The 26,506-nt window shown below is 32.3% G+C and carries 37 protein-coding genes and 3 tRNA genes; 29 read left to right on the forward strand and 11 right to left on the reverse strand.

Features of this window, described 5'->3' with window-relative positions; all coding sequences use genetic code 11:
• The first annotated feature begins 208 nt into the window (after positions 1 to 208).
• The 4 genes from IPJ91_00345 (at position 209) to IPJ91_00360 (ending at position 4,047) form a co-directional block, all read left to right on the forward strand.
• Complete coding sequence (locus IPJ91_00345) at positions 209 to 352, forward strand: hypothetical protein (protein ID QQR93595.1); 144 nt, start codon at positions 209 to 211, stop codon at positions 350 to 352.
• 17 nt (positions 353 to 369) lie between these two features.
• Positions 370 to 900 carry an RNA polymerase sigma factor gene (locus IPJ91_00350; GenBank protein ID QQR93596.1) on the forward strand — a complete coding sequence of 177 codons (531 nt, stop codon included), beginning with the start codon at positions 370 to 372 and terminating at the stop codon, positions 898 to 900.
• A 17-nt stretch (positions 901 to 917) separates the two neighbouring features.
• Positions 918 to 3,503: a hypothetical protein gene (locus IPJ91_00355; protein QQR93597.1), complete on the forward strand. Its 2,586-nt coding sequence runs from the start codon at positions 918 to 920 to the stop codon at positions 3,501 to 3,503.
• An 85-nt stretch (positions 3,504 to 3,588) separates the two neighbouring features.
• On the forward strand, positions 3,589 to 4,047 hold the full coding sequence (locus tag IPJ91_00360) for a hypothetical protein (GenBank protein QQR93598.1): 459 nt from the start codon (positions 3,589 to 3,591) through the stop codon (positions 4,045 to 4,047).
• 31 nt (positions 4,048 to 4,078) lie between these two features.
• On the opposite strand, the gene IPJ91_00365 is transcribed toward IPJ91_00360, so the two are convergent.
• Entirely contained in the window at positions 4,079 to 4,516 is a 438-nt protein-coding gene (locus IPJ91_00365; protein QQR93599.1) for a hypothetical protein, read from the reverse strand.
• Positions 4,517 to 4,688: 172 nt separating this feature from the next.
• Between IPJ91_00365 and IPJ91_00370 the strand changes: the two genes are divergently transcribed.
• From IPJ91_00370 to IPJ91_00380, 3 genes are all read left to right on the forward strand, one after another.
• A complete protein-coding gene (locus IPJ91_00370; GenBank protein ID QQR93600.1) occupies positions 4,689 to 5,342 on the forward strand; it encodes a hypothetical protein in 654 nt (217 codons plus the stop codon).
• Between the two features lie 152 nt (positions 5,343 to 5,494).
• Positions 5,495 to 5,578, forward strand: a tRNA-Leu gene (locus tag IPJ91_00375).
• A gap of 8 nt (positions 5,579 to 5,586) precedes the next feature.
• A tRNA-Gln gene (locus IPJ91_00380) sits at positions 5,587 to 5,657 on the forward strand.
• A 109-nt stretch (positions 5,658 to 5,766) separates the two neighbouring features.
• Here the strand turns inward: IPJ91_00380 and IPJ91_00385 are convergent.
• On the reverse strand, positions 5,767 to 6,708 hold the full coding sequence (locus IPJ91_00385; GenBank protein ID QQR93601.1) for a hypothetical protein: 942 nt from the start codon (positions 6,706 to 6,708) through the stop codon (positions 5,767 to 5,769).
• A gap of 92 nt (positions 6,709 to 6,800) precedes the next feature.
• Here IPJ91_00385 and IPJ91_00390 point away from each other — a divergent pair, with 92 nt between their 5' ends.
• From IPJ91_00390 to IPJ91_00460, 15 genes are all read left to right on the forward strand, one after another.
• Positions 6,801 to 8,078, forward strand: coding sequence for a hypothetical protein (locus IPJ91_00390; GenBank protein QQR93602.1), 1,278 nt, complete (start codon positions 6,801 to 6,803; stop codon positions 8,076 to 8,078).
• A gap of 84 nt (positions 8,079 to 8,162) precedes the next feature.
• Entirely contained in the window at positions 8,163 to 8,912 is a 750-nt protein-coding gene (locus IPJ91_00395; GenBank protein QQR93603.1) for a molybdopterin-dependent oxidoreductase, read from the forward strand.
• A gap of 25 nt (positions 8,913 to 8,937) precedes the next feature.
• A complete protein-coding gene (locus IPJ91_00400; GenBank protein ID QQR93604.1) occupies positions 8,938 to 9,099 on the forward strand; it encodes a hypothetical protein in 162 nt (53 codons plus the stop codon).
• Positions 9,086 to 9,454 carry a hypothetical protein gene (locus IPJ91_00405; GenBank protein ID QQR93605.1) on the forward strand — a complete coding sequence of 123 codons (369 nt, stop codon included), beginning with the start codon at positions 9,086 to 9,088 and terminating at the stop codon, positions 9,452 to 9,454. Before IPJ91_00400 ends, IPJ91_00405 begins: the two co-directional genes overlap by 14 nt.
• Before the next feature lie 3 nt (positions 9,455 to 9,457).
• Positions 9,458 to 10,822: a deoxyribodipyrimidine photo-lyase gene (locus tag IPJ91_00410; GenBank protein ID QQR93606.1), complete on the forward strand. Its 1,365-nt coding sequence runs from the start codon at positions 9,458 to 9,460 to the stop codon at positions 10,820 to 10,822.
• 172 nt (positions 10,823 to 10,994) lie between these two features.
• A complete protein-coding gene (locus IPJ91_00415; GenBank protein QQR93607.1) occupies positions 10,995 to 11,924 on the forward strand; it encodes a sodium:calcium antiporter in 930 nt (309 codons plus the stop codon).
• Between the two features lie 34 nt (positions 11,925 to 11,958).
• Positions 11,959 to 12,222, forward strand: coding sequence for a hypothetical protein (locus IPJ91_00420; protein ID QQR93608.1), 264 nt, complete (start codon positions 11,959 to 11,961; stop codon positions 12,220 to 12,222).
• 21 nt (positions 12,223 to 12,243) lie between these two features.
• Positions 12,244 to 12,696, forward strand: a complete 453-nt coding sequence (locus IPJ91_00425; protein QQR93883.1) for a VOC family protein — start codon at positions 12,244 to 12,246, stop codon at positions 12,694 to 12,696.
• A 12-nt stretch (positions 12,697 to 12,708) separates the two neighbouring features.
• Entirely contained in the window at positions 12,709 to 12,909 is a 201-nt protein-coding gene (locus IPJ91_00430) for a DUF4287 domain-containing protein (GenBank protein ID QQR93609.1), read from the forward strand.
• A gap of 209 nt (positions 12,910 to 13,118) precedes the next feature.
• On the forward strand, positions 13,119 to 13,385 hold the full coding sequence (locus tag IPJ91_00435; GenBank protein ID QQR93884.1) for a YdeI/OmpD-associated family protein: 267 nt from the start codon (positions 13,119 to 13,121) through the stop codon (positions 13,383 to 13,385).
• 58 nt (positions 13,386 to 13,443) lie between these two features.
• Positions 13,444 to 14,319, forward strand: coding sequence for a VOC family protein (locus IPJ91_00440; protein ID QQR93610.1), 876 nt, complete (start codon positions 13,444 to 13,446; stop codon positions 14,317 to 14,319).
• A 57-nt stretch (positions 14,320 to 14,376) separates the two neighbouring features.
• Positions 14,377 to 14,847 carry a DUF559 domain-containing protein gene (locus IPJ91_00445; protein ID QQR93611.1) on the forward strand — a complete coding sequence of 157 codons (471 nt, stop codon included), beginning with the start codon at positions 14,377 to 14,379 and terminating at the stop codon, positions 14,845 to 14,847.
• Positions 14,801 to 15,391: an NUDIX hydrolase gene (locus tag IPJ91_00450; protein ID QQR93612.1), complete on the forward strand. Its 591-nt coding sequence runs from the start codon at positions 14,801 to 14,803 to the stop codon at positions 15,389 to 15,391. Before IPJ91_00445 ends, IPJ91_00450 begins: the two co-directional genes overlap by 47 nt.
• 585 nt (positions 15,392 to 15,976) lie before the next feature.
• Positions 15,977 to 16,159: a hypothetical protein gene (locus tag IPJ91_00455; protein QQR93613.1), complete on the forward strand. Its 183-nt coding sequence runs from the start codon at positions 15,977 to 15,979 to the stop codon at positions 16,157 to 16,159.
• Entirely contained in the window at positions 16,156 to 16,323 is a 168-nt protein-coding gene (locus IPJ91_00460; protein ID QQR93614.1) for a hypothetical protein, read from the forward strand. Before IPJ91_00455 ends, IPJ91_00460 begins: the two co-directional genes overlap by 4 nt.
• 105 nt (positions 16,324 to 16,428) lie before the next feature.
• Here IPJ91_00460 and IPJ91_00465 read toward each other — a convergent pair whose 3' ends face one another.
• A complete protein-coding gene (locus tag IPJ91_00465) occupies positions 16,429 to 16,842 on the reverse strand; it encodes a DUF1801 domain-containing protein (protein QQR93615.1) in 414 nt (137 codons plus the stop codon).
• A 77-nt stretch (positions 16,843 to 16,919) separates the two neighbouring features.
• Here IPJ91_00465 and IPJ91_00470 point away from each other — a divergent pair, with 77 nt between their 5' ends.
• Positions 16,920 to 17,729: an SDR family oxidoreductase gene (locus tag IPJ91_00470; GenBank protein ID QQR93616.1), complete on the forward strand. Its 810-nt coding sequence runs from the start codon at positions 16,920 to 16,922 to the stop codon at positions 17,727 to 17,729.
• A gap of 38 nt (positions 17,730 to 17,767) precedes the next feature.
• Positions 17,768 to 18,424 (forward strand): SdpI family protein, encoded by a 657-nt coding sequence (locus tag IPJ91_00475; GenBank protein ID QQR93617.1) that lies wholly within the window; start codon positions 17,768 to 17,770, stop codon positions 18,422 to 18,424.
• 12 nt (positions 18,425 to 18,436) lie between these two features.
• Here IPJ91_00475 and IPJ91_00480 read toward each other — a convergent pair whose 3' ends face one another.
• The 3 genes from IPJ91_00480 to IPJ91_00490 all read right to left on the reverse strand — a co-directional run bounded on the left by IPJ91_00480 (position 18,437) and on the right by IPJ91_00490 (position 20,127).
• Entirely contained in the window at positions 18,437 to 18,769 is a 333-nt protein-coding gene (locus tag IPJ91_00480; protein ID QQR93618.1) for a hypothetical protein, read from the reverse strand.
• 201 nt (positions 18,770 to 18,970) lie between these two features.
• Entirely contained in the window at positions 18,971 to 19,651 is a 681-nt protein-coding gene (locus tag IPJ91_00485; protein ID QQR93619.1) for a hypothetical protein, read from the reverse strand.
• A 38-nt stretch (positions 19,652 to 19,689) separates the two neighbouring features.
• The gene (locus tag IPJ91_00490) at positions 19,690 to 20,127 is read right to left on the reverse strand and encodes a hypothetical protein (protein QQR93620.1); all 438 of its coding nucleotides are present in this window, start codon (positions 20,125 to 20,127) and stop codon (positions 19,690 to 19,692) included.
• Between the two features lie 219 nt (positions 20,128 to 20,346).
• Between IPJ91_00490 and IPJ91_00495 the strand changes: the two genes are divergently transcribed.
• Positions 20,347 to 20,420, forward strand: a tRNA-Gln gene (locus tag IPJ91_00495).
• Positions 20,421 to 20,626: 206 nt separating this feature from the next.
• Here IPJ91_00495 and IPJ91_00500 read toward each other — a convergent pair.
• Positions 20,627 to 20,812 carry a hypothetical protein gene (locus IPJ91_00500; protein QQR93621.1) on the reverse strand — a complete coding sequence of 62 codons (186 nt, stop codon included), beginning with the start codon at positions 20,810 to 20,812 and terminating at the stop codon, positions 20,627 to 20,629.
• Between the two features lie 63 nt (positions 20,813 to 20,875).
• Between IPJ91_00500 and IPJ91_00505 the strand changes: the two genes are divergently transcribed.
• Positions 20,876 to 21,484: a DNA-3-methyladenine glycosylase gene (locus tag IPJ91_00505; protein QQR93622.1), complete on the forward strand. Its 609-nt coding sequence runs from the start codon at positions 20,876 to 20,878 to the stop codon at positions 21,482 to 21,484.
• Positions 21,485 to 21,630: 146 nt separating this feature from the next.
• Positions 21,631 to 21,990: a hypothetical protein gene (locus IPJ91_00510; protein QQR93623.1), complete on the forward strand. Its 360-nt coding sequence runs from the start codon at positions 21,631 to 21,633 to the stop codon at positions 21,988 to 21,990.
• Here IPJ91_00510 and IPJ91_00515 read toward each other — a convergent pair.
• The 3 genes from IPJ91_00515 to IPJ91_00525 form a co-directional block, all read right to left on the reverse strand.
• Complete coding sequence (locus tag IPJ91_00515; protein QQR93624.1) at positions 21,977 to 22,558, reverse strand: hypothetical protein; 582 nt, start codon at positions 22,556 to 22,558, stop codon at positions 21,977 to 21,979. The two genes, IPJ91_00510 and IPJ91_00515, sit on opposite strands and share 14 nt — an antisense overlap.
• A gap of 3 nt (positions 22,559 to 22,561) precedes the next feature.
• A complete protein-coding gene (locus IPJ91_00520; protein ID QQR93625.1) occupies positions 22,562 to 23,251 on the reverse strand; it encodes an amino acid racemase in 690 nt (229 codons plus the stop codon).
• Between the two features lie 70 nt (positions 23,252 to 23,321).
• The gene (locus IPJ91_00525; protein QQR93626.1) at positions 23,322 to 23,465 is read right to left on the reverse strand and encodes a helix-turn-helix transcriptional regulator; all 144 of its coding nucleotides are present in this window, start codon (positions 23,463 to 23,465) and stop codon (positions 23,322 to 23,324) included.
• A gap of 469 nt (positions 23,466 to 23,934) precedes the next feature.
• Between IPJ91_00525 and IPJ91_00530 the strand changes: the two genes are divergently transcribed.
• Complete coding sequence (locus IPJ91_00530; GenBank protein ID QQR93627.1) at positions 23,935 to 24,480, forward strand: hypothetical protein; 546 nt, start codon at positions 23,935 to 23,937, stop codon at positions 24,478 to 24,480.
• A 99-nt stretch (positions 24,481 to 24,579) separates the two neighbouring features.
• Here IPJ91_00530 and IPJ91_00535 read toward each other — a convergent pair whose 3' ends face one another.
• The gene (locus IPJ91_00535) at positions 24,580 to 25,440 is read right to left on the reverse strand and encodes a glycosyltransferase (protein ID QQR93628.1); all 861 of its coding nucleotides are present in this window, start codon (positions 25,438 to 25,440) and stop codon (positions 24,580 to 24,582) included.
• A 180-nt stretch (positions 25,441 to 25,620) separates the two neighbouring features.
• On the opposite strand from IPJ91_00535, the gene IPJ91_00540 reads away from it, so the two are divergent.
• Entirely contained in the window at positions 25,621 to 26,478 is an 858-nt protein-coding gene (locus IPJ91_00540; GenBank protein ID QQR93629.1) for a class I SAM-dependent methyltransferase, read from the forward strand.
• The last annotated feature ends 28 nt before the right edge of the window (positions 26,479 to 26,506 follow it).

Here is a 26,506-nt window from a genome sequence, read left to right on the forward strand (position 1 = left end):
TACATGTGTTTTTATGATTCAATCTTAAGTTTGTTGAATTCTATTTTGTTCCCCTCAGTTCATGAGGTATATAGCAGATATTTTTAGTGGTGGAAACTTAGAATTCAAAGCAAGTAGTGTACATTGGCAATTTTGTAATACTTTAAATGGCAATGTAAAAAACATAAAATCTGGTAAGGTATATATATAAAATGTTTTGACTACAGAGATGCATTGTGAAAATGAAATCCTAAATCAGCTTGATCAGATGGTCATAGATGGAGACTCAATCTACACCATGTCAAGAGATGAAAGAAGTCTGAATATCATAACTCTTAGATTTATTGTATATTTGAAGAAAGTTACGAAATAAAACTAACTCATTAGTTGATGAAACAAACTTTTGCCAAAATCCATGTCGAGAACTTCAAACGATTTTTTTACTTCTTCTATCATAAACCCTACATAAACAGAGATACAGCAGAAGATTTGGTTTCAGAAACATTTTTGCGTGGGTACAAGTATACTCTTGAAAATTCTATTTCTGAAGAAGAAGTTTTGAAATTACTCTTTGGGATAGCAAAAAATGTTTACAAAGAATGGGTCAAGAAAAACATAGCAATGGCTGAAGTTGAATTCAATGAAGAAATATCATCTTTTATAGATGAATACGAAGCACTGGATGATCCAAATATTTCATCTACAGAAATTCCAAATAAACATGAAAAGATGATAGAGCAATGTAAAGATGTGATTGATACATTCAGTGATAAACTGAAGTATGTCATGAGATATCGGTTTATTGAAGGCTTAAGCCGAGCAGAAACTGCACAAATACTTCATATCTCGGAAGATGCTGTTCATACTTATCAAAAAAGGGGAATAAAATACCTCAAAGAAAAAGTTGTTCCCCAAGAATAATATCTATGGTAGATACTATGAGAAACATTATTCACCAAAAAACACAAACAGATTCTTTTCTCAGTAAAGATAGTATTTCCGAGCATGAACTAGTAAATATGCAAGTTCGTAGTTGGAATGACATATCATTTCGTATCGAGAATCTAGAAAATTATTCTTCAAAAGAAATGCAAGAATCAACTTCAACACCAGCGAACAAAAAATTTAGTATCCATGCATTGAAAATACCCATAGGTTTCAGGTTTTCAATGATGGCTCTATGTGTTGTGATACTTTTTAGTGGGATCATTTTTTACAATAATTATCAAAAGCAAGACAGTTTCTCAAGGACAAGTAAAATCTTTGCAGATAGTTTGCAGAAACAAACTGGGCTTACAAAAGAAGACATAGAGTTTCTTGAGGCAAACAATATTGTTTCAAGAACTAATTCACTTTCTGAAGTAAGTAACCAAATTTCAGATAATTCAACTGGGAATTCATCAAATCTCACAAAAATTGCTAATGGGAGCGGAAATGCACAATCATACGCAAATACTTCAGTTATTGACTCACTTAACGAAGCTGAAAGAAACAAATTAGACGAAATACTCAAAAAGGTCCCAAATAAATCTGATTTGATCGTAAGGGAGTATTCAACTTCATATTTTTGGGCAGGTGAACCATGGGATTATCTTCTTATAAGTAAGGATAAGTACAATGAAATGATGCAAGATCCTGAAATTGCTAGCTACATGAAGCAGTATCACAATTATACTTATACTATGAATTGGAAGGAGTACAAACAAGGAAATAATTCTAAAAGTATAATGTCAATGGGTGACTTGAGAAACATTATAAATATCTACATGTCTACAGACAAAGGACATGAAAGTATCCAGTACATGGGAGGTAAGTATGCTATTCAAGAACTTTGGAAAGAAAATGGACTTTTGGAAAATACTTGCCCCGAAGGTTATTCCAAGGACGAATGTGAAAAGCTAGATATGATAAGTCAATTGTGGTCAGATCCTGATTTGGCATTTATGATTCAGGTTTTGAATCCAGCAAATGCAGGTATGTACAAAAGTTATATGGAGAAAGTAGATGGAGTAGAGTACTTGGTATATGAAACTGAGGTTGGCAATTATACGCTCTACAAAGAAGCTGATTCTTACAGTAGTAAGTACTATATAAACCCTTCTACATTCCGAAAAACAATTGAAAGAAACTATAAAAATGGGCAACTCGAAAGTGAAGTAAGACTTATCTCATACGAAAGAATTGAAAATGGTACTATAGATATGAAAGAGTTAGCTGGAATTGAGTTGAAAACCGTTCAGAGAGAACCAATATCTATCGACTCTGGGACAATTGACAATCCTAAGTCACAAAAGATCTCAGATGTATCAGGCAAATTTCTAGTGTTTTCTCTACCAGAACTAGGAGATATGAATTACTTTGGATACTACTTGCAAGATTCTGTAGTACAAGAAGACTATATCTATGATGACCTCTATAGTAACCAAGATTTCAATCCAATGTATGGAATTGAACAGAAGATTAGCAAATATTTAGAAAATCCAACAGAAGATTATCTTGAAGCTAAGTATTCATTCAATTTGTCAAATTATAGTTTAAGTTCATCTTTACTGTCAGGAATTGAAGTGAGCATTTTTGATGGAGTAAATTTGGATGAAAGTAAGATTTTTCCAAGTATGCAGAGTATTGATATGACAAGCTCAAAATCTATAGACGATGTTAATATAGACAATGTTACAAAGTTAGCAGGAGAGACTTCTTCTGTAGATATGCAAGTAATTGAGAATTTAAGGATAATGCTTGATGACAAAGTTTTATCTACAAATGGAGTTTGGAAAGTTTATACATATAGCTATGAAGGCGAAAATACATACAGAAGTGATTTCGTACTTTTTGAGTATGAGAATATGACATATTTCGTGAAGATAGATTTAAGTGACTCCAGATTAGACAATAAGGATAATCTCAAATTCACAAATGAATTTATGAGCAAATTGTTGAAAGATAATTCAATAAAGTTCAAAACTATCTCAGACGATCAGATAAAGATTGTAATTACCGAGAGTAAAGATTATACAAATCCAAATGAAATGACAGAAGTAAAGCTCTTGGTTCCCAATGTTGCTTTTGAAGGCAAGAAAACATTTTCAGGATACAAAAGTGAGACTAAAGTAGGGGGTGATTCAATTAGCACATATTCATACAATTTGTCATATGTAGAATCCCACAATGGATCTGTAGAAGATATGTTGTGGCAAAGTGATTATCGAAATATCTTTGGATTTAATGTACAAATTTTGACACAAGATGTCGATCTAAACTATCAAACAATGATGAATTCAAATCTAAAAAATGGTCCTCAATTAGAAGATGTAGTTATAAAGTTTGGCAACAAAACAATCAATGCTAAATTACTTACAGAGAACTCGTCAGAAGCAAACTCTACTCTATGTTCTTTAGCATTCATATTTGATCAGAAGTTTTATACTATGTATTTTGATGGCGAAGAAGTATCTTTATTCAAAGATACACTGAAAAAAGGTGAGGCTGAGTTCAAGATATTGACAGACAAAGACTTGCAATAGCAAGTATGCGAGTACATCTTTCAAAACCAAGGAGTGGCTTTGCACTCCTTGAGAATAAAGGTACATACCAAAGTTTTTATAAGACATGTCAGACAAACATAAACTCAAATTATCAGTAATCGTAAACATTATACTTAGTCTACTTCTGTTGACTGGAGTTATATCCATAGTTGCCAAATTCATTTTTCAAGGTGATGTCATATCAAGAGAGCGAAATCAAATTGTTCGTAACATAAAATCAACATATCCTGAATACAAATACTTTCAAATGACAAATGAAGATAAATTAAGCGATGAAAATACAAAGACCTTTTACTCTAAAAACGGTACAGGCATAGAAGTTTTGATTGACAAAAAATTTAGTTATATCGGAATGATAAGTGATTTTGGACAAAGAGTGGATTGTTTGCAATACTACAAGATAGGGCGATTCAATGAAAATATAAAGAAATCTAGCTCGTATAGATTTCCAAAATCACACAAAGGAGATATGCAAAGAGTAACTGTATCAAATTTTGACTTTGTCAATTGCAATCCTATTTAGTATGTCTCGTGATAAAGTTGTGCTAATCTTTTCAATTCCCTAAAGTCCCAATGGTGTATTTAGATATTTGATTTAATACTTTTGAGGTTGTAAAAGGTGCAGCTCCAGGATGTGTTGAATTCGTTATATCTATACCACAAAGCACTGTAAAATCATCTGGGCTAGGATGTCGAAAATTGGAGAGATCATAGACATTGCGAGATATTGCGATGTAGCAATCATCTTGCGAATTATGTCTAGCTAATTCAGTTTCTGTTATAGTCAATAACTTTGAGTTAGCACTAGAAGTACTTAGGGATTTTTGAGATTGTGACGAACTTATAGCAGAACTTTTCGATTGTGCAGAACTCTTTGACTTTGCTGATTCACTTTCAGTGTTGTTTCGTAAATACAACAATCCACCGATAGATATAGCTATTACTATAAGAAAAATTATGATTGTGATGATGGTTAGTGTTTTTTTGTTCATGATTGAATTGTCAAATTGATCAAGTAAGAAAATGCACTTCAAATACTCAAAACTATATTACGCAAACAAGTTACAGATCTTTATCTGATCAAATAATTGATAAAAGCTTATAGATAAGTATATAATAATTTGAAGTTTAATTCATGAGAAATTTATCAAATTTCAAAAATTTATGTCGAAACTAAATCAAACCCAAAAAATCTCAATCTATCTTGCAGTAAGTCTAGGTTTAGCTATTGTATACCCTGTAATTACAAAAAATAGTTTTGGGTTCATAAGATCAACTGCATGGTTATCTATACTTTTTTTGTTCCTAACTTTAGTTCCGATAAATATTGTCAAAACAATACAAAATCCTAAGCTCAAGAAGTTTGTCTCTGTGCTTGCATCCAACAGAAGAGTATTTGGCATTGTTTCTGGTAGCATTGCTTTGATACACTCTTCTTTTACTATATGGCAAAAGTATGATTTCAAATTGATCAACTTACTTACAAGAGAGACACTCCCGGGATCACTTGCAAATTTGATAATGCTATTGATGCTCTCTACATCGCTTTTCTCTGTACAGAGGAAGTTTCGAAATTGGAAGATGCTACATTCTATAGTTTGGCTGCTTGTTCCTTTGGTATTTGTCCACGCTTTGCTATCTGAAATATATTTTGTAGATGTTTTTTCATGGATAATGTTTGCATTGATCGGTTTTCTCTTGCTTTTGGGTGTATTTAAGAAGTTTTTGAAAAGTGAAAGTAGAGATTATCTCAGAGATTTGGTTTTGTTCTTGATTGGGACGCTTGTATCTATATCTGTATTTCTCTTTGTCAAATAATTGCCAAGGCTTGATTCTTGCAAATTGTGATTGCACAATATACAAAGTTTCACAGTCTTCTACTTTTTGTTTGCTATACATTTTTATGATTTTCATTGCCAAATGATTTCTTTCGTATTATAATTTTTTACTTTCAATTACTTCAAAAGTATGCCGAGATGGCGGAATAGGTAGACGCACGGGACTCAAAATCCCGCGATAGCAATATCATGAGGGTTCGATTCCCTCTCTCGGTATGAAATGATGCGGGATCGTCTAACGGTAGGACAACGGCCTTTGAAGCCGAGAATCCTGGTTCGAATCCAGGTCCCGCAGAATTACTCTCAGTGCAATGCTTCTAAAGATATTGAGAAATTTAAGTTGAGTTAACATTTGTTTGCACTACTACGTGTTTATTGGTACTCCCTTATATAAAATAATAACACTATCCAATAATCCTTCGAATGACGAATATTATGAATATTGATATAGCTAAGAGTGATATCCCAAGTATGATCAAGCTCATATACGGATGATATTGCATTGGTAAAGGGACATTCATACCATAAAAACTGGTGATGACATTTGGAATTGTGATAATCAATGTCAAAGCAGTGAGTAGATTGATTTTCTTTGTCAAAGCATTTGTAAATACGATTTGATAGCTATCTCTTAGAGACTTTATACCTTCAAGTATAGAACCGCATGATACTGTAGCTTGATCAATATTGTTTTTCATGTCATCTAGTAAATCCATATCTTCTTCATGAATTTGTATATATGAACCACTATTTATTTTTTCGCAAATCGACTTCAAGGGAATCAATATTGACTTGTATTCAGTCAGCACTTCTTCAACTTCAATAAGTTTACCAACATCTTTGGCACTCACGCTTTCCAAAGATAATTTTTGTTGTCTGAATTTTTTTGTATAATCCCTTATATTGAAAATATAATCTTCAGATATTACGCTAAGGAAACTGATCAACAACTTTGCTCTTTGACTTGTATATATTTGGTTAGATTTGAAAACAGACTTTTTCAGCTCTGTATCTATAGGTGAGATACTTATGAAGTACTGTGGACTGATAATTATAGTAAATGTCTTTGTAAATATGTTCTTGTCACCAACAAGCCTTTCCGGAACTCTCAATATGACAACTATAGTATCATCATGCTTCTCGATTCTTGGAATTTCTGACTCATCAAGTACATCATCAATATCTTCTAGTACCAAGTTCGGACAAAGTTTCAAAACTTCTCGAAAATCATTACTATCTGCATTTGTTATATCTAGCCATGAGTTTGGTAAAGTTTCGGCGATTTGGTTGAACTTAGCGTCATTATTACCTTGTGATTTTTTGTAAATGCTTATCATTAAATTCATTATAACATGTGGAAAAAATCTGATTCATAGCATATAATTGTTTCATTACATACTCAGAAACCTCGGTAACTCATACTTGAAAATAACTATTTATGAAAAAGTTGAATTGCAAAAAAATTATCCATACTATCGAAACTCACAGATTTTTGGTAGTCATAATTGCTATATATATATTGGTTTCGCTAGCTCTTATAGCTTTGCGTCAGCAATTTTGGTATGACGAACTTTTTACCATGGAGTTGATAAAGTCAAATTGGAGTAGGGCTTTGATGCTCATGATTGGTGATGGCAAACCTTTTCTTTACTATATATTGACGAAGGTTTGGGGATATTTATCTCCAGATCAAACATTTCTTCGTTCTTCTAGTATAATCTTTGGAATTCCGTTCTTGGTTTTCACTTATAAATTCACAAAAGAGTTTATGAAAGACAAGTCAGCATACTTGATAATGTTGGTGTTGGCTATAAATCCACTATTTTTAGTTTATTCTACGGAATTTCGAATGTATTCGATGCTAGCTTCTGCAACTATTATTTACATACATTATTTCTATAAAGCTGTTGTACTCGGAGATAGTATATATTCAAATAAATTGTGGCTAGCCAGATTTCTACTAATTATGACTTCATATATTGGTATGTTTTTTCTACTAGCAGAAATTATATTTCAGGCTTTGAGTTTGACCAAATCAAGTAGGAATATGAAAACTGTTTTTCTACGGTGTATAAAGAACTGTAGGTACGAGATAATGTTTGTAGTAACTTGTGCAATTTTGATTCGTCTACAAGTACTCATATTTCCAAACTTCAGTATTGCTTGGGTACCTAAGCTCACATTTCACAGTTTACCAAATTCTATTTTAGTTTTATTGTTTGGAATTGATCCAGGGAAATCAGGTGGCGCAAGTTCATTTTTGCAAGACTATATATATCATGTCATTTCGTACTTAGAAATAGCTATATACATATCTTTTGCTATATTGATCTACTTTATTTCAAAAAGCTCAAAGGTTACAAGTATAAATTGGATGTTCAAGCTCCTAAGTGCTACTTTTCTACTTGTTTGTTTAGGATCATTACCGATTTTGCCAATTAGTTTTTATCACGAGAGATACTTGATAGGGATTCTTCTCTCACTTTCAATTGCCGTTTTGGTATGGATGGAGCTAAACTATAAAAAAGTTTTCTTGTCAGTTGTTACTATTTTACTTTTAGTTAGCAGTAGTATTATTAGCAGTATTTTTGTTCAGAAAATCGAATTTGAAAAGCCAGGTACTGATATTAAGGATCTTATAGATTTCTATTACACTAAAGAAATAGAGAGATGTGGGTACTCATTGTTTGAACGGAAATACAATGGGTGTATTTGATGGATATCAAAGAAAAACCTTCTGATTCTTAAGTTTTTAGCTCGGCATAGTTGATGATAAAACAAGTAAATGCCTATGCAAATTATGTCAACAAGTTATCGACCAATTGGCCAACATACAATTCAAAAAAATCTACTAGGTCAAATAAATTGGCCAGTACTCACTGCAGGAAAAGCACCAGAGATTGATACAAAAAACTACAAACTACAAATAATTGGTGAAGTTGAAAAGCCTACTATTTTTACTTATACTGAACTAGAAAAATTATCAAAAACCGAGCTTATTTCAGATATTCATTGCGTCACAACTTGGAGCTTGTCGAATGCAAAGTTATTTGGAGTAGATTTTTATGAAATTATCAAGTTTGTAAATCCAAAGCAAACTGCAATTAGTGTAAGTTTTGAAAGTGATGATGAAATAGGTTATACAACAAGTGTGAAGTTTGATCCTGAAAAAAGACTTTTATATTTCCCTTATGAATTTGAAGAATATCCTGAAACTCCACATTCATATTTTGATAAGGAAAAGAAAAGAATTTATTACACAACTTGCTTACTAATTTTATCTGCAAATACTGATATTGAAAAACAAGTTTTGAAATTAGATAAAAATCATGGCGGACCAGTTCGAAATTTCATTCCTGATCTTTATTTTTGGAAAAGTGCAAAGTTTTTGAATAAAATTCGATTTTCAACAAAACATGAACTAGGTTTTTGGGAGGTTAGAGGTTATTCTGATACTGCAAATCCATTTGTAAATGACAGATATTTTGATGGTGATAAGGTTCGATACACAAAAGCTCAAGTTTACAAAAGTAATAAAAAGATTAACTAAATAATTTAATTTAACTAAAACTAAGATGGATCAAAATAAATTTAGTAAGTTTTTACAAGGGTCTGATCTCAGAACTTTAGGTGAAAGCCAAGAAATTTTGAATTTGGATATTTCTCAAGCAGACTTTGATAAACTAGTTGATTTACTAAATTCAAAAAAAAAGATCTGTAAAGATGAAAGTGATTGATTTAATCGAAAAGATAAGTAGGAAAAATAAGCATGATCTTGATTTGCACAAAGATTATTTTTTGAGTTTAATCCAAAAAGATTTAGATATTGAATTTAAGTGGCATTTAGTTCAAATAATTCCAAGGTTAAATTTAACTCCACAAGAACTAGAAAATGTTTGGAATTTTCTAACTGAAATACTTAAAAACAAAAAGGAAAGTAGGATAGTTAGAGCTTTTTCAATCACAACAACAGAAGAATTGTTCCAAATAGACAAAATCAAATACAAGAAATTCAAACAACTTTTGGCAAATGTTCAAAAAGAAAATATCCCATCGCTAAATTCTAAAATAAAAAAAATTCTTAATTCATAAATAATGTACATTCACTGGTTTCGATCTGATCTAAGACTTTGGGATAATCATGCATTATCGGTATCTTTGGATCTAGCTAAAAATAAAAGTGATCTTAAATTTCTTTGGATTTGGGATAAAAATATTACTTCTTTCAATTCTGATAATATTAAAATAAAATATTTAACCTCAAGGTTAGACTTTCTAAAATCCGAAGTTGAGAAACATGGGTTTGAATTCATTGAATCAACCGGCAAGCCCACTCAAATATTCGCCACATTACTAGATAAGTACAAAACATTGCAAGTTTTTGCAAATGAAGATTATTCTCCTTACTCTAAATCACGAGACAAGTTAGTTTCAGAATTATTAAACTTGCATGATTCTGAGCTTAATTTATTCAAAGATTCTACAATCTTTCCAGATATTATTAATTCAAAAACAAAATTACCTTACAAAGTTTTAACTTATTATAAAACTGAGTGGCTAAATAAACTAAATATTGACATTGATTTGAAAAATTATTCAAATGATATTTTCTTGCAAAGTGATACTGAAAGTTTTGACGAGTTTCTAAGTTCAAAAATTTACGATTACCACAAAAGTAGGGATTTGATAGCTGAAAATGGAACTAGCAAAATTTCTCATTTACTTAAATTTGGAGTTATTTCGATCCGGTATGTAATTCGTGAAATTGTAAAAGTTTATCTTGAAAGTAATTTAGATTTGAAAGATTTTCGTAGTTTAAAATTAAATCCAAAATTCTCTGGAGTTGAAAGTTACTTATCTGAAATTATTTGGAGAGAGTTTTATAAAATGATTTTGAATTTTTATCCTGAAGTTGCAAAATTAGCTTTTCAAGAAAAGTATAGAAAGCTGAACTGGGATTTGAATTTTGAGGATATAGTTTGGCAAAATGAAATTCCAGTTTTGAAAACTCAATTCCAAAATAACTCAATTAAACTTAAAGCATATAACAACTTTTTAAAGTTTATAAACTCCCAAACTGGTTTTGAGTTAGTTGATGCAGGAATTGCACAATTAAATTTAGAATATTGGATGCATAATCGTGTTCGAATGATTATAGCTTCATTTTTGACTAAAGATTTACATATAGATTGGCGACTTGGAAAATATTATTTCAAATTGAAACTACTTGATTGGGATTTAGCAAGTAATAATGGAGGTTGGCAATGGAGTGCAGGAGTTGGCACTGATGCCGCGCCATACTTCAGAATCTTCAACCCAGATGAACAAGCTGAAAAATATGATCCGAAAAGAATTTATAGAGATAAATATTTGAAAGAGCGAGATAAATTAGAGAAAATGATAGATCATAAACTTGAGCGAGTTAGAGCTTTGGAAAGATATCAAAGCACGAGTATTTGACTTTCTACAAAACTTATTTGCTATTTGGGTAACTTATAAAACTCTAATATACTTTGTATAGAGTAAGTGTGCTTGCTAATACTCGACTTGTAATTGATTCAGTTTGTAAATAATCAATTCTACGAACATAATTGTCATGTAACTTGGATAGATTTGTTTTATAATAGAAACTATGTTTCTGAATATCTTGATACTTATAGGAATTTTTTTGCTACTAGCCTTCGCTTCTGACTTGGTAGTTCAGAAATTTCGTTTTTTGAGTTCGATACTAAATATCCCTCTTTTCATCTTTGGAGTGCTACTTGGCATGATCACTACTCTGCCTGAACTTTTTGTTGGACTAAGTGCTATAAATGATGGGATAGCTGCTGTCTCATTAGGAAATTTGTTTGGTGGAATAATAATTCTATTTGGACTTGTGATACCAGTCAATTTACTGATGAATAGTGAAATCAAGACTAGTGGTAGTTTGAAAACTTTGCTTCCTAAATCTTTTTTGATATTGTTTCCTATGATACTTGGTTTAGATGGTAAACTTGCTACAAGAGATGGGATTGCAATAATACTTTTGTATATAGTCCTCATGATCTATCTATACTTTGTCAAATACAATCATGACCAACATATAGAAGTAGAAAATGTAAATCCAAGAAAGGTAGGTGAAGCAATACTCATAACCATATTTAGTATAACAATAATTGCAGTTAGTTCTCATTTTGTTGTCCAAATAGCAAGTCAGATTCTCGCCGAAACTGCATTAGATACATTTGTCGTTGGATCTATTTTCTTTGCTATATTTACAAATCTACCTGAACTGATAGTTTCATTTACTGCAGTGAAACGAAAGAGCGATAAACTATCTACAAATTATATTACAGGATCTGCGCTTGCAAGTACTCTTGTTGTTGGTTTGCTTGCTATAATCCATCCCATTTCCTTTGAGATAACCCCAGCATACTATTTGACAGCGTTTACTATGATGATTTTGCTTGTAATGTATAACTATTTTTTCAGTACAGATAGGAAACTTGATAGGAAAGAAGGAATGGTATTGATGATAATATATACAGTATATGTAGTTGCTAGTTTCATTATCAAATAATAATTTTAATTTCACTTAACCTTAAAATAATCAAATGTCAAATACTCAAACAAACACAAACAACAAAAAATGTGAATCATGCTTTATGCCTTTATCTCAAGACAAAGGAAATAGTGGCTCAGACAAATATTGCAGTTATTGCTACAAAGAGGGTAAATTTACTTACGAAGGCGACTGGAAGGGATTTGAAAAAGCTACTTACGAAGCGATGGTTGCAAATGGGATGAATAGATTTCAAGCCAAAGTATATGCTTGGATGACAAAGTTTGCTCCTAGATGGAAGAATAACAACAAATAATTCAAACTATAAATTCAATAAATACAATATCAATCAAGGGCAAGCACATCAATATATCTCAATTTCTCAAACCAAACTGAAGAAGCTTTCAACTTTTATAAATCAGTTTTTGCAACTGATTTTGTTGGAGAAATTACAAGGCTTGGAGACATTCCACATCAACAAGGTCAAGTAGAACTCGATGAAGTTACAAAAAAACTAATAATGCATGTTCAACTTCCACTTTTAGGAGGAGTTATGCTTCATGGAACTGACGATCCAGAAAGCACGAATTTCAAAGTCATTCAAGGGAATAATTTCTACATCATGCTTGAACCTGATACTAAGTATGAAGCAGATCAATTATTCTCAAAGCTATCAGAAGGTGGTAAAGTTGAAATGCAAATGACAGATATGTTTTGGGGAGATTATTGGGGTTCATTTACTGACAAATTTGGTTTAAATTGGATGATAAATGTAGTTGCAAAGAAATAACTTTTTAAAAACATGTCATTTCAATCATACATTACAAATATCGAACAAAAAACTGGAAAATCATTAGATGAAATTATATTGCACATTCAAAGTAGTAACATTCTATCAGAATCAAAAAGGCCGATGGAAATTATAAAGTATATAAAGTCAGAATTTGATCTTGGTTTAGGACATGCAAGAGCAATTTATGCAGTATTGAAAAGTAAAAGCTAATTAAATAAATGAAAGAATTTGTAAAGTTTCACAAAAACGGGACAATTTGGGCAAAGGGATTTATGAAGAATGATAAGCAAGAGGGTTACTGGGAATTTTATAGAATTGATGGAAGTATACTTAGATCAGGAAGTTTCAAAGATGGCAAACAGGTAGGAATTTGGACAACTTATGATAAATTGGGTAAAGTATATAAAACAACAATTCTCATGAAGGAAAATGTACCGCACAAAACACCACCTGCAGATTTTGCAAAAGTTATTTTGAGTAATGCTAAAGTAAGACAGACTTGGGAGGCAATCACACCGCTTGCAAGAAGTGAATGGATTTGTTTTTTAACATCTACAAAAACAGAAAAAGGTAAGTTACAAAGATATGCAAGAGCTGAAGATCAATTAGCGCGAGGTCAAAAAAGGCCATGTTGCTGGCCTGGATGTCCACATAGAAATCCAAACGCAGCAAAGTATTTCAAATAAAAACTTAATTAAGTTCAAATATTGCGCAATTTGTTTACCTTATCTAAAAATTCAAAATATGCAAAGTATAACTCCATTTCTATGGTTTGATAAAAACTTAGAAGAAAAAATAAATTACTACAAAAGTATTTTTCCCAAATTTAAACGATTAGGTGAAACTCAAGTTATCGCTGATACTCCAAGTGGAAGAATTGAGATAGGTGAATTTGAATTGTTTGATAGAAAATTGACTTTTATGGCAGCTGGACCTGAATTTGTATTCAATCCAAGTATTTCTCTTTCAATTTGGCATAATGATGAAAAGACATTGGATGAGATTTGGGATAAATTAACAGAAGAAGGAGAAGTAATGATGGAATATCAAAGTTATGATTTTGCACCTAAGTATGGTTGGTGCAATGATAAGTTTGGACTTAGCTGGCAAGTTATGCTAACTAACTCAGAACCAGTACCTTCACTTTCACCAAGTTTGATGTTCACTCATGAAAATAACGGCAAAGCAAAAGAAGCTATAGAATTTTATACTTCATTATTTCCAAGTTCTGAAATAGGCAAACTTTATGAATATGGAGAAAATCCATTTGTAGAGAATTCAAAGAATTTATCTCATGCTGAGTTTAAACTATGTGGAGAACAATTTCTTGCAAATGATAGTGGATTAGATCATAAGTTTGATTTCAATGAATCAATTTCATTTATCATAAATTGCAAAGGTCAAGAAGAAGTTGATTTTTTTTGGGATAAACTTATCTCAAATGGAGGAGAAGAATCTCAATGTGGTTGGTGTAAAGATAAGTATGGAGTTAGTTGGCAAGTAATTCCTGAAGAACTAAACGAAGCAACTTCAAATCCTGACCCCGAAAAAGCAAATTATGCAACTCAAGCAATGCTGGAGATGAAAAAGATAGTTATAAAGGATTTGTATAAGGAATAGTGCTTTGAATTGCTTTCCTGTTAGGAAAGCTCCATGCAGGGGTGATAGGTTAAAAATATGATTGCAAAAAATAAACATATAGTTTATAAACCAAGCATTAAGTTTGCAAGGCAGAATAGAAAAATCATGAATAAGTATGAAGTTTTTATTTGGGTAGCACTGAAGGTTCTAAATAAAAAATACAGATATGGTTTTAGTAGACAAATTTGTTTTGGACCATATATCTTGGATTTTTATTCCAAAAAGTTAAAAACAAATATTGAAGTAGATGGTGAAACTTACGAGTTCAAGGATAAAGAAGATTTTAAAAGAGATGAATATGTAAAAAATTATAGAATAAAGATAATTAGAATAATAAATTCTGATGTTCTCAAATCATATAACTTTCTTGATGAATATCTAAATGAAATTATAATAAATTCTACTAACCTATCCGTCCCGCAAAGCGAGACACCTTTCCTAAAAGGAAAGGAATATAATTATGTACAACCTCATATATCCACAATTCAACTCAAACACAAATCTTGAGAGCCAAAAGCTTTTTGATTTGCTAATAAACTATATTCCCAAACATCCTAAAGAAGAAGCGGATAAACTTCTTATGCTAAGCTATCTGAACAGTTGTGATAGACCATTTGAAAGAACAACGCTTCCATCTCACTTTACAGGTTCTGCATTATTGGCCTCAAAAGATTTTTCAAAGATTCTATTGAACCATCATTTAAGTTTGGATAAATGGATTCAATTCGGTGGACACGCTGATGGAAATGCAGATTTATTATCAGTGGCAAAAAGAGAGCTTGAAGAAGAGTCAGGAATTTTGACTGCTGAAGTTTACGATGAAAATATTTTCGATGTTGATATTCAATTGATTCCTGCAAACCACACAAAAGGCGAGCCTGATCATTATCATTTAGATGTTAGATTTCTTTTTGTTACCGAAGCTGATGTAAAGTTCGAAGTCTCACATGAATCTTTGGAAATGCAATGGGTCAATGTTGCTGATACTAATGACTACAACAATGATTTTGGTTTTGTGAAAATGATAGAAAAGCTACGATCTTTAGTATAAAGCTAAGCTATTAGTTCAACCTAATCCAGATCAGTTTATTAGAGTTTTCATGAAATTTGTAGCTACCAATAGTTATATTCCAACAAAAGAACAGAACTTAATTCAGGTTGAAAGAAGAGGTGATGGGTTTGTCGTAGTTGAGTGGGATGGTATAGATTTAGGCGGTGATTAAATAGTTTTGAAAACAGAAATTTAGGCACAAAAAATTCACCACAACCACTTTTATCGAACCTCAGAAATCAAAGTTTCTGATATGAAATTCTTCAATCGAAACAGATAAAATGTCGAGAAAGCTTACCTGAATCTACATTTCACCATTGAGTGGATCGTTATTAAGTCGATGATGAAGCACCATGTATACTGGTCAATAGTACGAACTAACTTGAAAAAGCATAAGATTACAAGGTTCAAAATACAGCAATAATAACAGACATTCATTCGTCTTGATATTGGAGATAATAACTTTCTCGCGTTAGATTTCAACATTCTCTAATTTATTTATATTTTTTTCAAAAGTTTGATAAGATTATTTATCTTTGATAAACTCATAAAAGTGAAAGAGAAGGTAATTGCAGCCATCAAAAGATGGATATCAAGACTTACAAGAAAAAAGCATTGAGAACTGATTGGAAGACATATAATGACTTTCACACAGGCAAGAGTAGTCCTAGATTGGACTATGGAGTTATTGGACTAAGTACATCGTCGTGTCAGATTCTTGACTTGATAAAAAAAGCAAAAAGGGGAAAGACTATGACAATGAGATGATTTACAAAGAGTTGGGAGATTTACTTTGGTACTTGAATTTGGTGCTAGACGAACTTGAAATTAGTTTTGAAGAATTGATGGAAATGTCTATAGCACGAATTGATAAGAAGTATCCAAAATCCGATCCTGAAGCTTGCAAAGACATAGTTGGTGAATCCAACTAAATTGGCAAGTTACACATGTTTTGTGGTAATGCCATAAACAAGGAAAGATTAGGAAAGTTAATTATTTGTCTGCCTAGAAGTTATATTGGTTGATTTCACAAAATCTCAAAGCGCATATTCTATAGATAGTTTCTTAAACTTCACAATCTTTCTAACTAGTTCATAATCTATATCCTTATCAAGTGGAAGCTGGATGCCACCTTTGCTTTTTTTGTAATTTCTCAGCTCTTTTTCAAAATGTTTATACACTTCTTCAGTTGGAGCAAAGAAAAGCCCTATATGTTTTTTGAATGCTGCAAAATAAATAACTAAATCTTGGGTCTTTGCTAGGGATGACGAGTTTGAAAGATTAGTTTGAGATGAGGTTTTCAATCTAAAAGCTGGCATTTGGTAACTTATTACTTCTTGAGCTTCTGGCACCTCGTTTTTGATAATATTTCCGATATTACTAAGGATCACTTGAATGTCATTTGGAAAATTCGCGATGTATTCGTCAGTATTTTGAAAAGTGGTTTTCATTATTAGAATTATACTAAAAACATAGTGAAGTTTCGCAATAACTTGGAATCTACTTGAAAATCTTTTATAATATTCCTATGAAAACAATTCTAATCACCGGTGCAACTTCTGGCATAGGTTTTGAAACTGCCAAAGCTCTAGCCAATCCTAGTACTCAACTTATACTTTTAGTCCGAAACCTAGAAAAAGGAGCAAAGGTCAAAAACACAATTGAGGAATTGAAGCCAGGCTCGATGATTAGACTAATTGAATGTGATTTTACTAGTTTGAATTCAATTCGAAGAGCTGCACAGGAAGTAAGGACTAAATTCAAATTTATAGATGTTTTGATAAACAATGCAGGGATCTTGAATGAAAAGTACAAAGAAACCAAAGATGGATTTGAAGAAACATTTGGTGTGAATTTTCTAGCACCTTTCTTGCTAACTCAAGAACTTTTGCCATTGATTTTGGATAATCCAAATTTAGACAAAAGAATAGTCAATGTGAGTTCTGTTGCAAACAAGTTTGGAAAAGTTGATTTTGACAATTTGCAAAAGTTTTCTTCAAACCAATACTCCAATACAAAGTTAATGATAAATTTATGGACAATGAAACTTGCTAGAATGTATCCATCTATTTCAATCAATTGCCTTCATCCTGGCTATATCAAAACAGATATTTTCAGAAATCAATCAAATATATTTAAGACAATTACAAATTTGTTTTTCATTAGTCCAGAAAGAGGTGCGAAAACTACTATATTTCTTGCAACAAGTGATGATGCAAGAAATATCTCGGGGAAGTACTTCAATCATTGTGATGTAGTCAAGCCAAACAAAATGAGTTTTGATGAGGCCTTGCAAGATAGACTTTGGGAGGTTGCTGAAAGCATGATCACAAGATAGATTTAAGCATGTATTTATCAAGGTGATAATTTAACCAAATGCAAAAGTACTTAACTACTAAATTTTCAACGATACTTATAAGTGCAATTATCGTCTTGTCTTTTCTAGTTTCGGGTTATTTCTTTCCTAGACTGCCAGAGCAAGTGATCACTCATTGGGGAATGTCTGGAAATCCTGACGGGTATTCATCCAAAGCGATTGGTGCATTTATGATTCCTGCTATGATGTTGCTTTTTTTTCCTTTGTTTTACTTCTTACCAAGGGTCGATCCATTGAAAGAGAATTATAAAAGCTTTGACAAAAGTTACAATTTCATAATTATTAGCATATACAAATTTCTTCTTGTTATCCATATCATTTTGCTTCTTCAAAATATTGGACAAAAGTTTGACTTTGCAAAAGTAATGATTGTAATTTTTTCAGCCTTGTTCATAGCAATAGGTTCTGGTATCAAAGATTTGAAACGAAATTATTTTGCTGGTATCAGAACTCCTTGGACGATTAGTTCAGATGAAGTGTGGGGAAAAACTCATAAATTTGGAAGTAGGGCGATGATCTTGGGGGGTATAGTAGGATTGTTTGGATTGATAGTTCCACAATATGGCTTCTTGTTTGTATTTGTACCATTAGTTTTGTCAGTGTTATTTACAGTGTTGTACTCATATTTGGAATGGAAAAAATTAACTGTGATATAAGTAAGTTACATCTCAATCATCTGATGGTGGATAAGAGCATACAATATTTTTTTCTGAAAATGTGCGAATCAGAACAGCTGTAAAAACAATCCTTGCCTCTGTTAATAAATTACAAAGTTCTATCATACCCCCCTCAGAGGGTACACTATAAGTAATTAACTTTCTAACTTCCACAGTTCCACTAAGACCATGAGCAACAGAACCCTTACACTTAAACTCGTGTATAACTTTTTTCAATAAATTCTCAAAATTTTGTTCAGGTAACATATTTGAAGGATCATTTGGGTCTCTAGGGATTGGAATCCCTACAATAAATTCTTCTTTCAACAGACTAATATTTGACATATGTGACATTATATCAAAGAAAATGATGTTGTCAATAATGATCTGATAGAGTCAAAAGTAATAAATAGAAGACAAAGCAAGATTAAACTATACAAAGATTAAATATAAAAATCGTAGTTTGCAATGTGACGAAAATCCTAGTAAGATATCAACTTATTGAAAAGTAAATAATATTAAAATATTACCTTAGTAATGACCAACCTAAATACCAAGTTGCCTTGCACAACTCCATGCTGACCAGTTTGTACCACCTCCGCTCATTTCAAAAGCTTTGCTGATATTGTTCTGCGGATTTAGTAGCCAATTTGGATCTGGTCTTCCTGGAAGATATCGGATTTGAAATAATCCATAGCTTGCTCCATACAAAACCCCGTTCTGCCAATATTGTAAGCCTAAGTCTCCTACATTGTTTGTGTTTAAGTGGCTTTCACAATTTGCTATTGCTATTGCTTTGTCTGCATTGGCACCAAATGTAGCTCGAATCATGTCAGCAACTTCACCAGTAGCAACATTTGAATACTGCAAAGCCCGTGCTTGTGCAGCCTTCCGAGCAGCTTCTTCGGCTTTTCGTTTCTCAGCTGCGATTCTAGCAGCTTCAGCTTTTGCAGCTTGTTCAGCTTTGATTTTCTCTTGCTCTTGTAAGTAACTTTTCGCAGTTTCTATCCTTGTTGTATCTAGATTTAGATCAGGTAGTGTAAACTTTTTCAAATGCTCAGCAACATTCTCTTCTGCAAGTATAGAATCTGATTTATCATTCAATGAGATAAATAGACCTCCGGCAATTACAAATACAAATATGAAAACTGATCTAATGAATACTTTGGAAGTTGTTTTGATGTTTGAGCGAAATTTCAAACGATTTTCATCGACATCTTTTGACATGATTATACAGTCTAGCAAATCAAAGTATAAATTGCAAATCACTGCTCAGGTTGTTGTTCTGCTAGCTTATTCTCATTGATGATCTTTAGGTTTTCGTCGATTTTTGCAGTGTAGTTGTTTTTCGCAGTTTCTATTTTTGCCTTTACTGACTCACATTCGGCAATTTGTTCTTTGGTAACTGCGGCCACACAAACATTCATAGAAGTAAATACTTCTTGAAAAGAACTAAGGATAGTAGAATAATTTGGCAAAAACTTTGTTTGCACTTCATTTATCACCTTTTCACTTGCACTTACTCGTTTGTCCAAAGATTCATTGGTGGATTTCAATTCGGACAATTCTCTTTTCAACCCAAGATTTTGCAAATAGAAAATGCTAACTATAAGGACAACTGAAAGTATCAAGATCCCAAGCAGTAGGATCAAAATAGAATTCTTTTTGATGTAGTGTCTAGCTAATGTAATTCTGGCGTTCATTTTGTATAAAGTACTTTGAACAAACTTATGGTTAAATTATTTTTGTAGCTTCAATGGTATCAAGATACTTTCGTGCTACAATTGTATATTTTAGCATATTATCAGAGACATTTATACTGTATAAAGTTAATAGTTATCAAAAGCGTAGGCGAAATTGAGTTCAGCTTAAGTATTTATGTTCAAAATTAAGGTGCGATAAGTTATAATCTCACAAGTTCTTGCGGGATCGTCTAATGGTAGGACACCGCTCTCTGGAAGCGACTATCTTGGTTCGAATCCAGGTCCCGCAGCCAAGTTGTACTCCCTGTATGGGACTATGCAGTGCATAGGTTCGAGCCATACTAAATCAACGTTTTCGCATTTGCAAAATCGGTTCGAGCTACATATCACTACCCAATGTGGAATAAATATAATTTTTTCTTTTTCATTTTGTTCGAGCCAGTATTTATCGACATAATTGAGATATCTTCTGGGTTCGAGCGAGAAATTATCTCTTCTTTTAACCTATTTCGTATTTGTCACCATAAAGTTCCTGCTTTTTCAGATAGAACTCCATAATTACTTTGCTGAAAGCTAATATGTTTTCAGCTAACTGTTCAATCTGCTCCTGTGTCAGAGGTTTTTTATAGTACTTTTGAAAAATAGTACGAACCAGCTCTAAATAATATTCTGATACTTGAATCATATTTTTATGAATAATAATTTAGTTGATGTTTCAAATTTTGATTAGAAGATGTAGAATAGAAATATGTATGATTTACAACTCCAGTTTAAAGATCTTAAATTAATTGACCGAGACTTTTTTAGACGAAACCCTGTGGACATTGCATCTGAACTACTTGGCAAAGTAATCTTACGAAGATTTGAAAATAAAGTTTTAGCAGGAAGAATTGTTGAATTGGAAGTATATCTAGGTGAATTAGATCAAGCGGCTCATTCATATATAGGAAAAACAAACCGTAATTCTGTACTATTTGGTGACGCAGGATATGCATATGTGCATAGCATTCACAAATACTTTTGTATGGACATTGTATGTGATGTAGAAAATATTCCAAGTAGTATTCTAATAAGAGCAGTCGAACCTTTGGTTGGCATTAATATAATGAAAGCTAACCGTAATACCTCTGATTTGTATAAATTGACGTCTGGGCCTGGGAGATTTTGTCAGGCCTTTGGTATTGATAAGTCATTAAATGGAGAGGATGTTTGTAATAATACTTCAAAAATCTCTATTTGTTCTGACTCAATAAATACTAAATATGAAATACTAAATTCAAAACGTATTGGTATTTCGAAATCTACTGAGTTACCTTTACGATATTATATAAAGGATAATAAATATGTTTCAAAATAATATTATTATGAATGAATTCTCCGAAAATGACAAAAAATTTATGAAATTAGCTCTAGAAGAAGCAAAAATATCTTCACTTTCAGGTAATTTCCCTTGCGGGTGCTGTTTTATCAATAGGCGATGATTTAGTTGATAAAAGGCATAACATGAAAGAAGTTAAATCAGACCGTATCTCGCATGCTGAAATGTTGTTATATATCAATGGTAAAATATCAAATATGATCAATAGCAAGAGTAATGACCTGAAACTATTGTGGAGTGATTTATCACAAAACAATCGAGTAACAGAGTCTTACAAATTCAGAAATGGAAGACAAGTTAATATCGGATATGTAAATCAATTTGCTTTACATGACTATATTCCGAATAAATGGTTTGATTGGAAAAATCGTATTGATGGCAAGGTTATGATTATTGGTCAGGATTGGGGACCATACAGTGCATTGCTTCCTTTTATTACCGAACATGAGACGCAAAAGTGTATTAAAAATCTTAATGAATTTTAACTTTGTCAGCAAATTCTTCTACGCTATTTATTCCATTTTCTAAAACAGCGGTATAAATATCAAAACTTTTTACTTTGTCTTTGTATTTAACTCCGTCAAAATATGCCTCTTTGATTTTGAGTATCGTTTCTCTTTTTCCTGGATTTTCAGATAAAATTTTCTCAAATTTGCTGATTGAATCTGAAACTAAATTTGTATATCTCTCATCTGGTTTTAAATACCAAACATCAAATTTCCAATTTGTGCCTCCATGCGGAATTATCAACTCCCAATAAAAACCGAGGGGTATATCATATGCTGGAAAAGTTTGATAATCGGCAAGGGCGACTGTTTGGAAAATACCTTTATCCAAAAAGCTCTTTGTCGTTTCTTTGGCCTTTTCTTTATCGATATTTTCAGAAATTACAAGTAAATCTATATCGCTCCGATACATTAAGTCCAAACGAAGACTGCCGATTATCTCAACTTTTCCTAAATTTGAGAAGATTTTAATAGCTTCAGTTTTCGCCAAAATTTCATTAGCTATATCGTGAAGATTTTTTGAATTTTGTATTAAATCTTTTGTCATAAATTATTTTAATATTTCTTCAACTGAAGTATCTGCAAAAATTTTCATGGTGTCGAAAATTTTTAAGTTTTGGTGTTGGGGTATCAACAATTGCAAATCGGTACAAGCCAATACCACGCAATCTACATTTTTATTTTCAAAATCGCCAATAATTTTAATAAGTTCACCTCTATCTTTGGTATTTTGTTGTCCAGTAACGAGATTATGGATAAATTTACCTAATTTTGCTTGCTGAAAATCATCTGGCGTTTCGTAGCCGATACCACTTTCCATAAAAGCGTTCTCATATAATTTGTTCTTAATTGTTGTTGATGTGGAAACTATGCCAACTTTGTTAAAATTATTTTTCTTAAGAAATTTTACAGTTTCCTCCACAATACTTAGAACAGGAATTTTAACAGAATCTCTAATGTCTTGGATAAAAATGTGGAGTGAATTACACGGCATAACAATAAAATCCGCTCCTGCCTTTTCCAATCTTTGGGCTTCAGTAATTAAAAATGGCAAACACCTTTCAATCCCAACATTTTTTGATATTGCATCTTCTTCAATTTGATATGGCAAAGGGACACTCGCAATAATTACGGAGGGTCTAGCAGTTCTATCTTTTTTCTGGCATGAGAAAACAATATCGAGGTAAAACTCGGAAGTTGTTTCTGGCCCTAATCCACCAATTATTCCTATCGTTTTCATAATTTTATTATTTCAATAAATCCTCAATGGAAACACTGAGAGCTTTCGCCATTTTGCCCATAATTACAACTCAAGGTGTCTTAATAACTCCACTTTCAATTTTAGTGAGGGTTGTATATTTCACACCGGACTTTTGGGCAAAATCTTCCTGCGAAAGCTCTAGCTTCGTCCGATGTTTCTTTATATTTCCATCGATATTGTTTTCAGTTGCCATACTTGCATTATCTTGATAGTATGAAAGTGCTTTGATACACTTTCATTATCATAATATCAAAAATTATGGATTTATTCAAATTTAAAGGGAGTAAAACTGATGTCGTGTGCGCATGGGTGGGTTGGAGCGAACACGACACCTCTTGTTGTATTGGATTTTTCTGCGGCGTATTTCGCGAAGCGAAATCTGAATGGCGGCGATTTTGAAAAAGGCATTTCCGAAACCCGCCCGCATTCCTCCTCAGACCCCTCCTGCGGGCGGGACATAAGCCGAGGTTTTGCCAATCATTTTCCCCAGAAAAATAGTTTGGCAAAACCGAGTCAGTTTTTAGAATTCAGTATCAAGATTTTCTTGATAAAAAGTTCGGATTTCATTCAGGAGGGACAGAGATTTGCTTGACAAGATCGCAAGTGATCTAAAAAATTATTTGCAGATATTCCTTTTAGCTATTATATTGTATAATATTGCTATGCAAACCAAAAGGTTGAATATTGCTATCCGCCCCTCGAAAGAGCTAGAAAACTATATCTTTCAAATTGTTGATCAATTCAATCTTTGTGGTGAGATGCTCTTTGCTTTGGATGGAGTAGGCTATTATCCTCATGCAACGCTCTACTTTCCTGAATTTCCAATAGAGGCAGAATCAAAAGTTTGTAGTGACTTGGCATCTTATTGCATCAACCACAAAGCAATAAATACTACCTTTACACAACTAGAAGCTGAAAACGGATATATTGTAGTAAGCTTCTTTCTAAATGATGAAGTCTTTGAACTACACAAGGAAATCGTTTCTTTGATAAATCCTCTTAGAAACGGAGTTGTACGAACAAAGTATTTGGATGTTGACACTTTGAATTCTTTGCCGAAAAATCAGACTCGTAACATTCTAACTTATGGATATCCAGGTGTGATGAGAGAGTGCAAACCTCACATTACACTCGGTCGATTCAAAGATATTTCAATTGCGATTGAAGTCAAAAGAAAAGTTAATTGGGACTTCCGCACTTTGATATAAATAGTATCGGAGTATTTGAAATTGGTGATAATGGAACTTGCACTAGGTTGTTAGGCAGTTTTGATTTATAAGTATAGCTACTGAGATTTGGATCATTATTCATTTATACTTTTGATAGTTCAAAAGATACTTCAGAAATTTATCAAGGTTGCCATAATGCTTCTTGTAGAAATAAATGGCGTTTTTGATATCTTTCGCTCGTCTGGAGTTTCCAAAAGTATCCATATCTAGATGTTTTGTAACTACATGTGGATCATAAAAAATTTGAAAGCCCAGATCGTTTATCCTTTTCGAAATGTCTTGAGTTTCATGATATTGCATTTGTGCGTCAAAACCATCTATCTTTTTGAAGATATCAGCACGAATAGCAAAGTTGCTTTCAATTCCCCAGTCAATCGACAGTGGTGATTGAATTGAATTTGATTCAATCGAAAAGATATAAATATTTCGAAATAAATTATGAAGTACTCTCAGCAAAGTTTCATTTTGATGAAAGAGAAAATATATCATCAAAGACATGGCTTCTAAAGTTGAACGGACAGGGTGGAGTCTGTAACCGAAATTCCAATAATGCTGTTTGTTTTCCTTAGTGAGTACCTTGCCAGTAATAACTGCAATACTTTCTTGCTCAAAAGACTTTTGTAAGCTATCCAAGTTCATTTCAATTATCTCCATATCAACATCAACAAACAGCAAAATATCTTTATTATTTATAATGCCGTGCTGATACATACTCAAAACCCTGTTTCTATTTCCAGCTGGTCCTAAATTTGATTGACCTTCGACCATATAGATTTCATTTGGACATGTGGCTTGAAAGTCTTTGATAATTTCTTTGCTATCATCAGTAGAACAATCGTCAGAGATAATTATTTTGCCAAAGTGATAGGTAATCGCACTAGTCAGTAAATTTCGTAAATATTTGGAACCGTTGTAGTTGGGGATAATGAGGTGAACCATTAGTTTGAAATTATACCAAATGCTTTATAGTTGTTGGTAATTTCTTTCAAAGCAATTGCTTGAGTTTGTAACTAATGTTTAGTAGAATGAATCAAATCTGAATTGACATTATCAGTTCACGCAATTACATAGCAAATTCACTTATTACATTTCAAAAATAGTAAGCTAACAATTACACTTATGACAAAGACAAATGATGAAAATCTGGCAAAAACAGATTATGATAAGGCAAATTATGATTATCAGACATATTGGGAAGGTCGTTTTTATGAAAATATGGTAGAACAAGATTATCTTGACTCGTTGTTGCCATACTACTCTGCTAGGAATAAGATAATAGTTGATGTAGGTGGATCTTTTGGTAGGCTTGATGATACCACCTCGAAGTATTTCAAAAAAAGGATAATTTTGGACTATAGTTTATTGAATTTGCAAAATTGCAAAAGTGATGCAATCTTGGTTCAAGCTGATGCTTATGCAATGCCATTTTTGGATAGTGTAGTTGATTTGATTTTGACAGTGAGGGTATCTCATCATCTTCAAGATCAAGCAAAATTTTTGCAAGAAGTATATAGGGTACTGTCATTAGATGGAATCTTTGTTTATGAAGTTGCAAACAAATTTCATTTCAAAGCGATACTCAAAAATATGTTTCGGCTAAATTTTAAGTTTTTCAAAAAAGAGCCAATACAACAAACTGCAGGTGCAGGCAAAACATTTTTTCAAAACTATCCAATTTCATACATACTTGATATAGCAAGAAACGCAGGATTTGAATTGATTGAAAAGAGGTCTATCGAAAACTTTCGTTCTGGTCCAAAGGGTTTTTCACAAAAGAGACCTGAATTTTGGATGAAATTGGACAAAGTATTAAGTTTCTTTTTTGACTCGCTTAATTTCGGTCCAAGTATATATCTTGTGTTGAGGAAAACAAACGATAAAAAAGAAGTGGTTGACAAAGAAGTCGATCTAGATATTGCGGAAATTTTCAAAACTGAGCCTAAAAATGTGGAGGGTAGGGTGCTGGTGTATACCTAATTCTGCTATCCCTATGTGGTTTATTTTC

Source organism: bacterium (genome assembly GCA_016699595.1).
GTDB lineage: Bacteria > Patescibacteriota > Dojkabacteria.

Bases quoted from the DNA above. Each gene is read 5' to 3' on its own strand.
- IPJ91_00345 (QQR93595.1), top strand. From the start codon at position 209: ATGCATTGTGAAAATGAAATCCTAAATCAGCTTGATCAGATGGTCATA.
- IPJ91_00350 (QQR93596.1), top strand. From the start codon at position 370: ATGAAACAAACTTTTGCCAAAATCCATGTCGAGAACTTCAAACGATTT.
- IPJ91_00355 (QQR93597.1), top strand. From the start codon at position 918: ATGAGAAACATTATTCACCAAAAAACACAAACAGATTCTTTTCTCAGT.
- IPJ91_00360 (QQR93598.1), top strand. From the start codon at position 3,589: ATGTCAGACAAACATAAACTCAAATTATCAGTAATCGTAAACATTATA.
- IPJ91_00365 (QQR93599.1), bottom strand. From the start codon at position 4,516: ATGAACAAAAAAACACTAACCATCATCACAATCATAATTTTTCTTATA.
- IPJ91_00370 (QQR93600.1), top strand. From the start codon at position 4,689: ATGTCGAAACTAAATCAAACCCAAAAAATCTCAATCTATCTTGCAGTA.
- IPJ91_00385 (QQR93601.1), bottom strand. From the start codon at position 6,708: ATGAATTTAATGATAAGCATTTACAAAAAATCACAAGGTAATAATGAC.
- IPJ91_00390 (QQR93602.1), top strand. From the start codon at position 6,801: ATGAAAAAGTTGAATTGCAAAAAAATTATCCATACTATCGAAACTCAC.
- IPJ91_00395 (QQR93603.1), top strand. From the start codon at position 8,163: ATGTCAACAAGTTATCGACCAATTGGCCAACATACAATTCAAAAAAAT.
- IPJ91_00400 (QQR93604.1), top strand. From the start codon at position 8,938: ATGGATCAAAATAAATTTAGTAAGTTTTTACAAGGGTCTGATCTCAGA.
- IPJ91_00405 (QQR93605.1), top strand. From the start codon at position 9,086: ATGAAAGTGATTGATTTAATCGAAAAGATAAGTAGGAAAAATAAGCAT.
- IPJ91_00410 (QQR93606.1), top strand. From the start codon at position 9,458: ATGTACATTCACTGGTTTCGATCTGATCTAAGACTTTGGGATAATCAT.
- IPJ91_00415 (QQR93607.1), top strand. From the start codon at position 10,995: ATGTTTCTGAATATCTTGATACTTATAGGAATTTTTTTGCTACTAGCC.
- IPJ91_00420 (QQR93608.1), top strand. From the start codon at position 11,959: ATGTCAAATACTCAAACAAACACAAACAACAAAAAATGTGAATCATGC.
- IPJ91_00430 (QQR93609.1), top strand. From the start codon at position 12,709: ATGTCATTTCAATCATACATTACAAATATCGAACAAAAAACTGGAAAA.
- IPJ91_00435 (QQR93884.1), top strand. From the start codon at position 13,119: ATGAAGGAAAATGTACCGCACAAAACACCACCTGCAGATTTTGCAAAA.
- IPJ91_00440 (QQR93610.1), top strand. From the start codon at position 13,444: ATGCAAAGTATAACTCCATTTCTATGGTTTGATAAAAACTTAGAAGAA.
- IPJ91_00445 (QQR93611.1), top strand. From the start codon at position 14,377: ATGATTGCAAAAAATAAACATATAGTTTATAAACCAAGCATTAAGTTT.
- IPJ91_00450 (QQR93612.1), top strand. From the start codon at position 14,801: ATGTACAACCTCATATATCCACAATTCAACTCAAACACAAATCTTGAG.
- IPJ91_00455 (QQR93613.1), top strand. From the start codon at position 15,977: ATGGATATCAAGACTTACAAGAAAAAAGCATTGAGAACTGATTGGAAG.
- IPJ91_00460 (QQR93614.1), top strand. From the start codon at position 16,156: ATGATTTACAAAGAGTTGGGAGATTTACTTTGGTACTTGAATTTGGTG.
- IPJ91_00465 (QQR93615.1), bottom strand. From the start codon at position 16,842: ATGAAAACCACTTTTCAAAATACTGACGAATACATCGCGAATTTTCCA.
- IPJ91_00470 (QQR93616.1), top strand. From the start codon at position 16,920: ATGAAAACAATTCTAATCACCGGTGCAACTTCTGGCATAGGTTTTGAA.
- IPJ91_00475 (QQR93617.1), top strand. From the start codon at position 17,768: ATGCAAAAGTACTTAACTACTAAATTTTCAACGATACTTATAAGTGCA.
- IPJ91_00480 (QQR93618.1), bottom strand. From the start codon at position 18,769: ATGTCAAATATTAGTCTGTTGAAAGAAGAATTTATTGTAGGGATTCCA.
- IPJ91_00485 (QQR93619.1), bottom strand. From the start codon at position 19,651: ATGTCAAAAGATGTCGATGAAAATCGTTTGAAATTTCGCTCAAACATC.
- IPJ91_00490 (QQR93620.1), bottom strand. From the start codon at position 20,127: ATGAACGCCAGAATTACATTAGCTAGACACTACATCAAAAAGAATTCT.
- IPJ91_00500 (QQR93621.1), bottom strand. From the start codon at position 20,812: ATGATTCAAGTATCAGAATATTATTTAGAGCTGGTTCGTACTATTTTT.
- IPJ91_00505 (QQR93622.1), top strand. From the start codon at position 20,876: ATGTATGATTTACAACTCCAGTTTAAAGATCTTAAATTAATTGACCGA.
- IPJ91_00510 (QQR93623.1), top strand. From the start codon at position 21,631: ATGAAAGAAGTTAAATCAGACCGTATCTCGCATGCTGAAATGTTGTTA.
- IPJ91_00515 (QQR93624.1), bottom strand. From the start codon at position 22,558: ATGACAAAAGATTTAATACAAAATTCAAAAAATCTTCACGATATAGCT.
- IPJ91_00520 (QQR93625.1), bottom strand. From the start codon at position 23,251: ATGAAAACGATAGGAATAATTGGTGGATTAGGGCCAGAAACAACTTCC.
- IPJ91_00525 (QQR93626.1), bottom strand. From the start codon at position 23,465: ATGGCAACTGAAAACAATATCGATGGAAATATAAAGAAACATCGGACG.
- IPJ91_00530 (QQR93627.1), top strand. From the start codon at position 23,935: ATGCAAACCAAAAGGTTGAATATTGCTATCCGCCCCTCGAAAGAGCTA.
- IPJ91_00535 (QQR93628.1), bottom strand. From the start codon at position 25,440: ATGGTTCACCTCATTATCCCCAACTACAACGGTTCCAAATATTTACGA.
- IPJ91_00540 (QQR93629.1), top strand. From the start codon at position 25,621: ATGACAAAGACAAATGATGAAAATCTGGCAAAAACAGATTATGATAAG.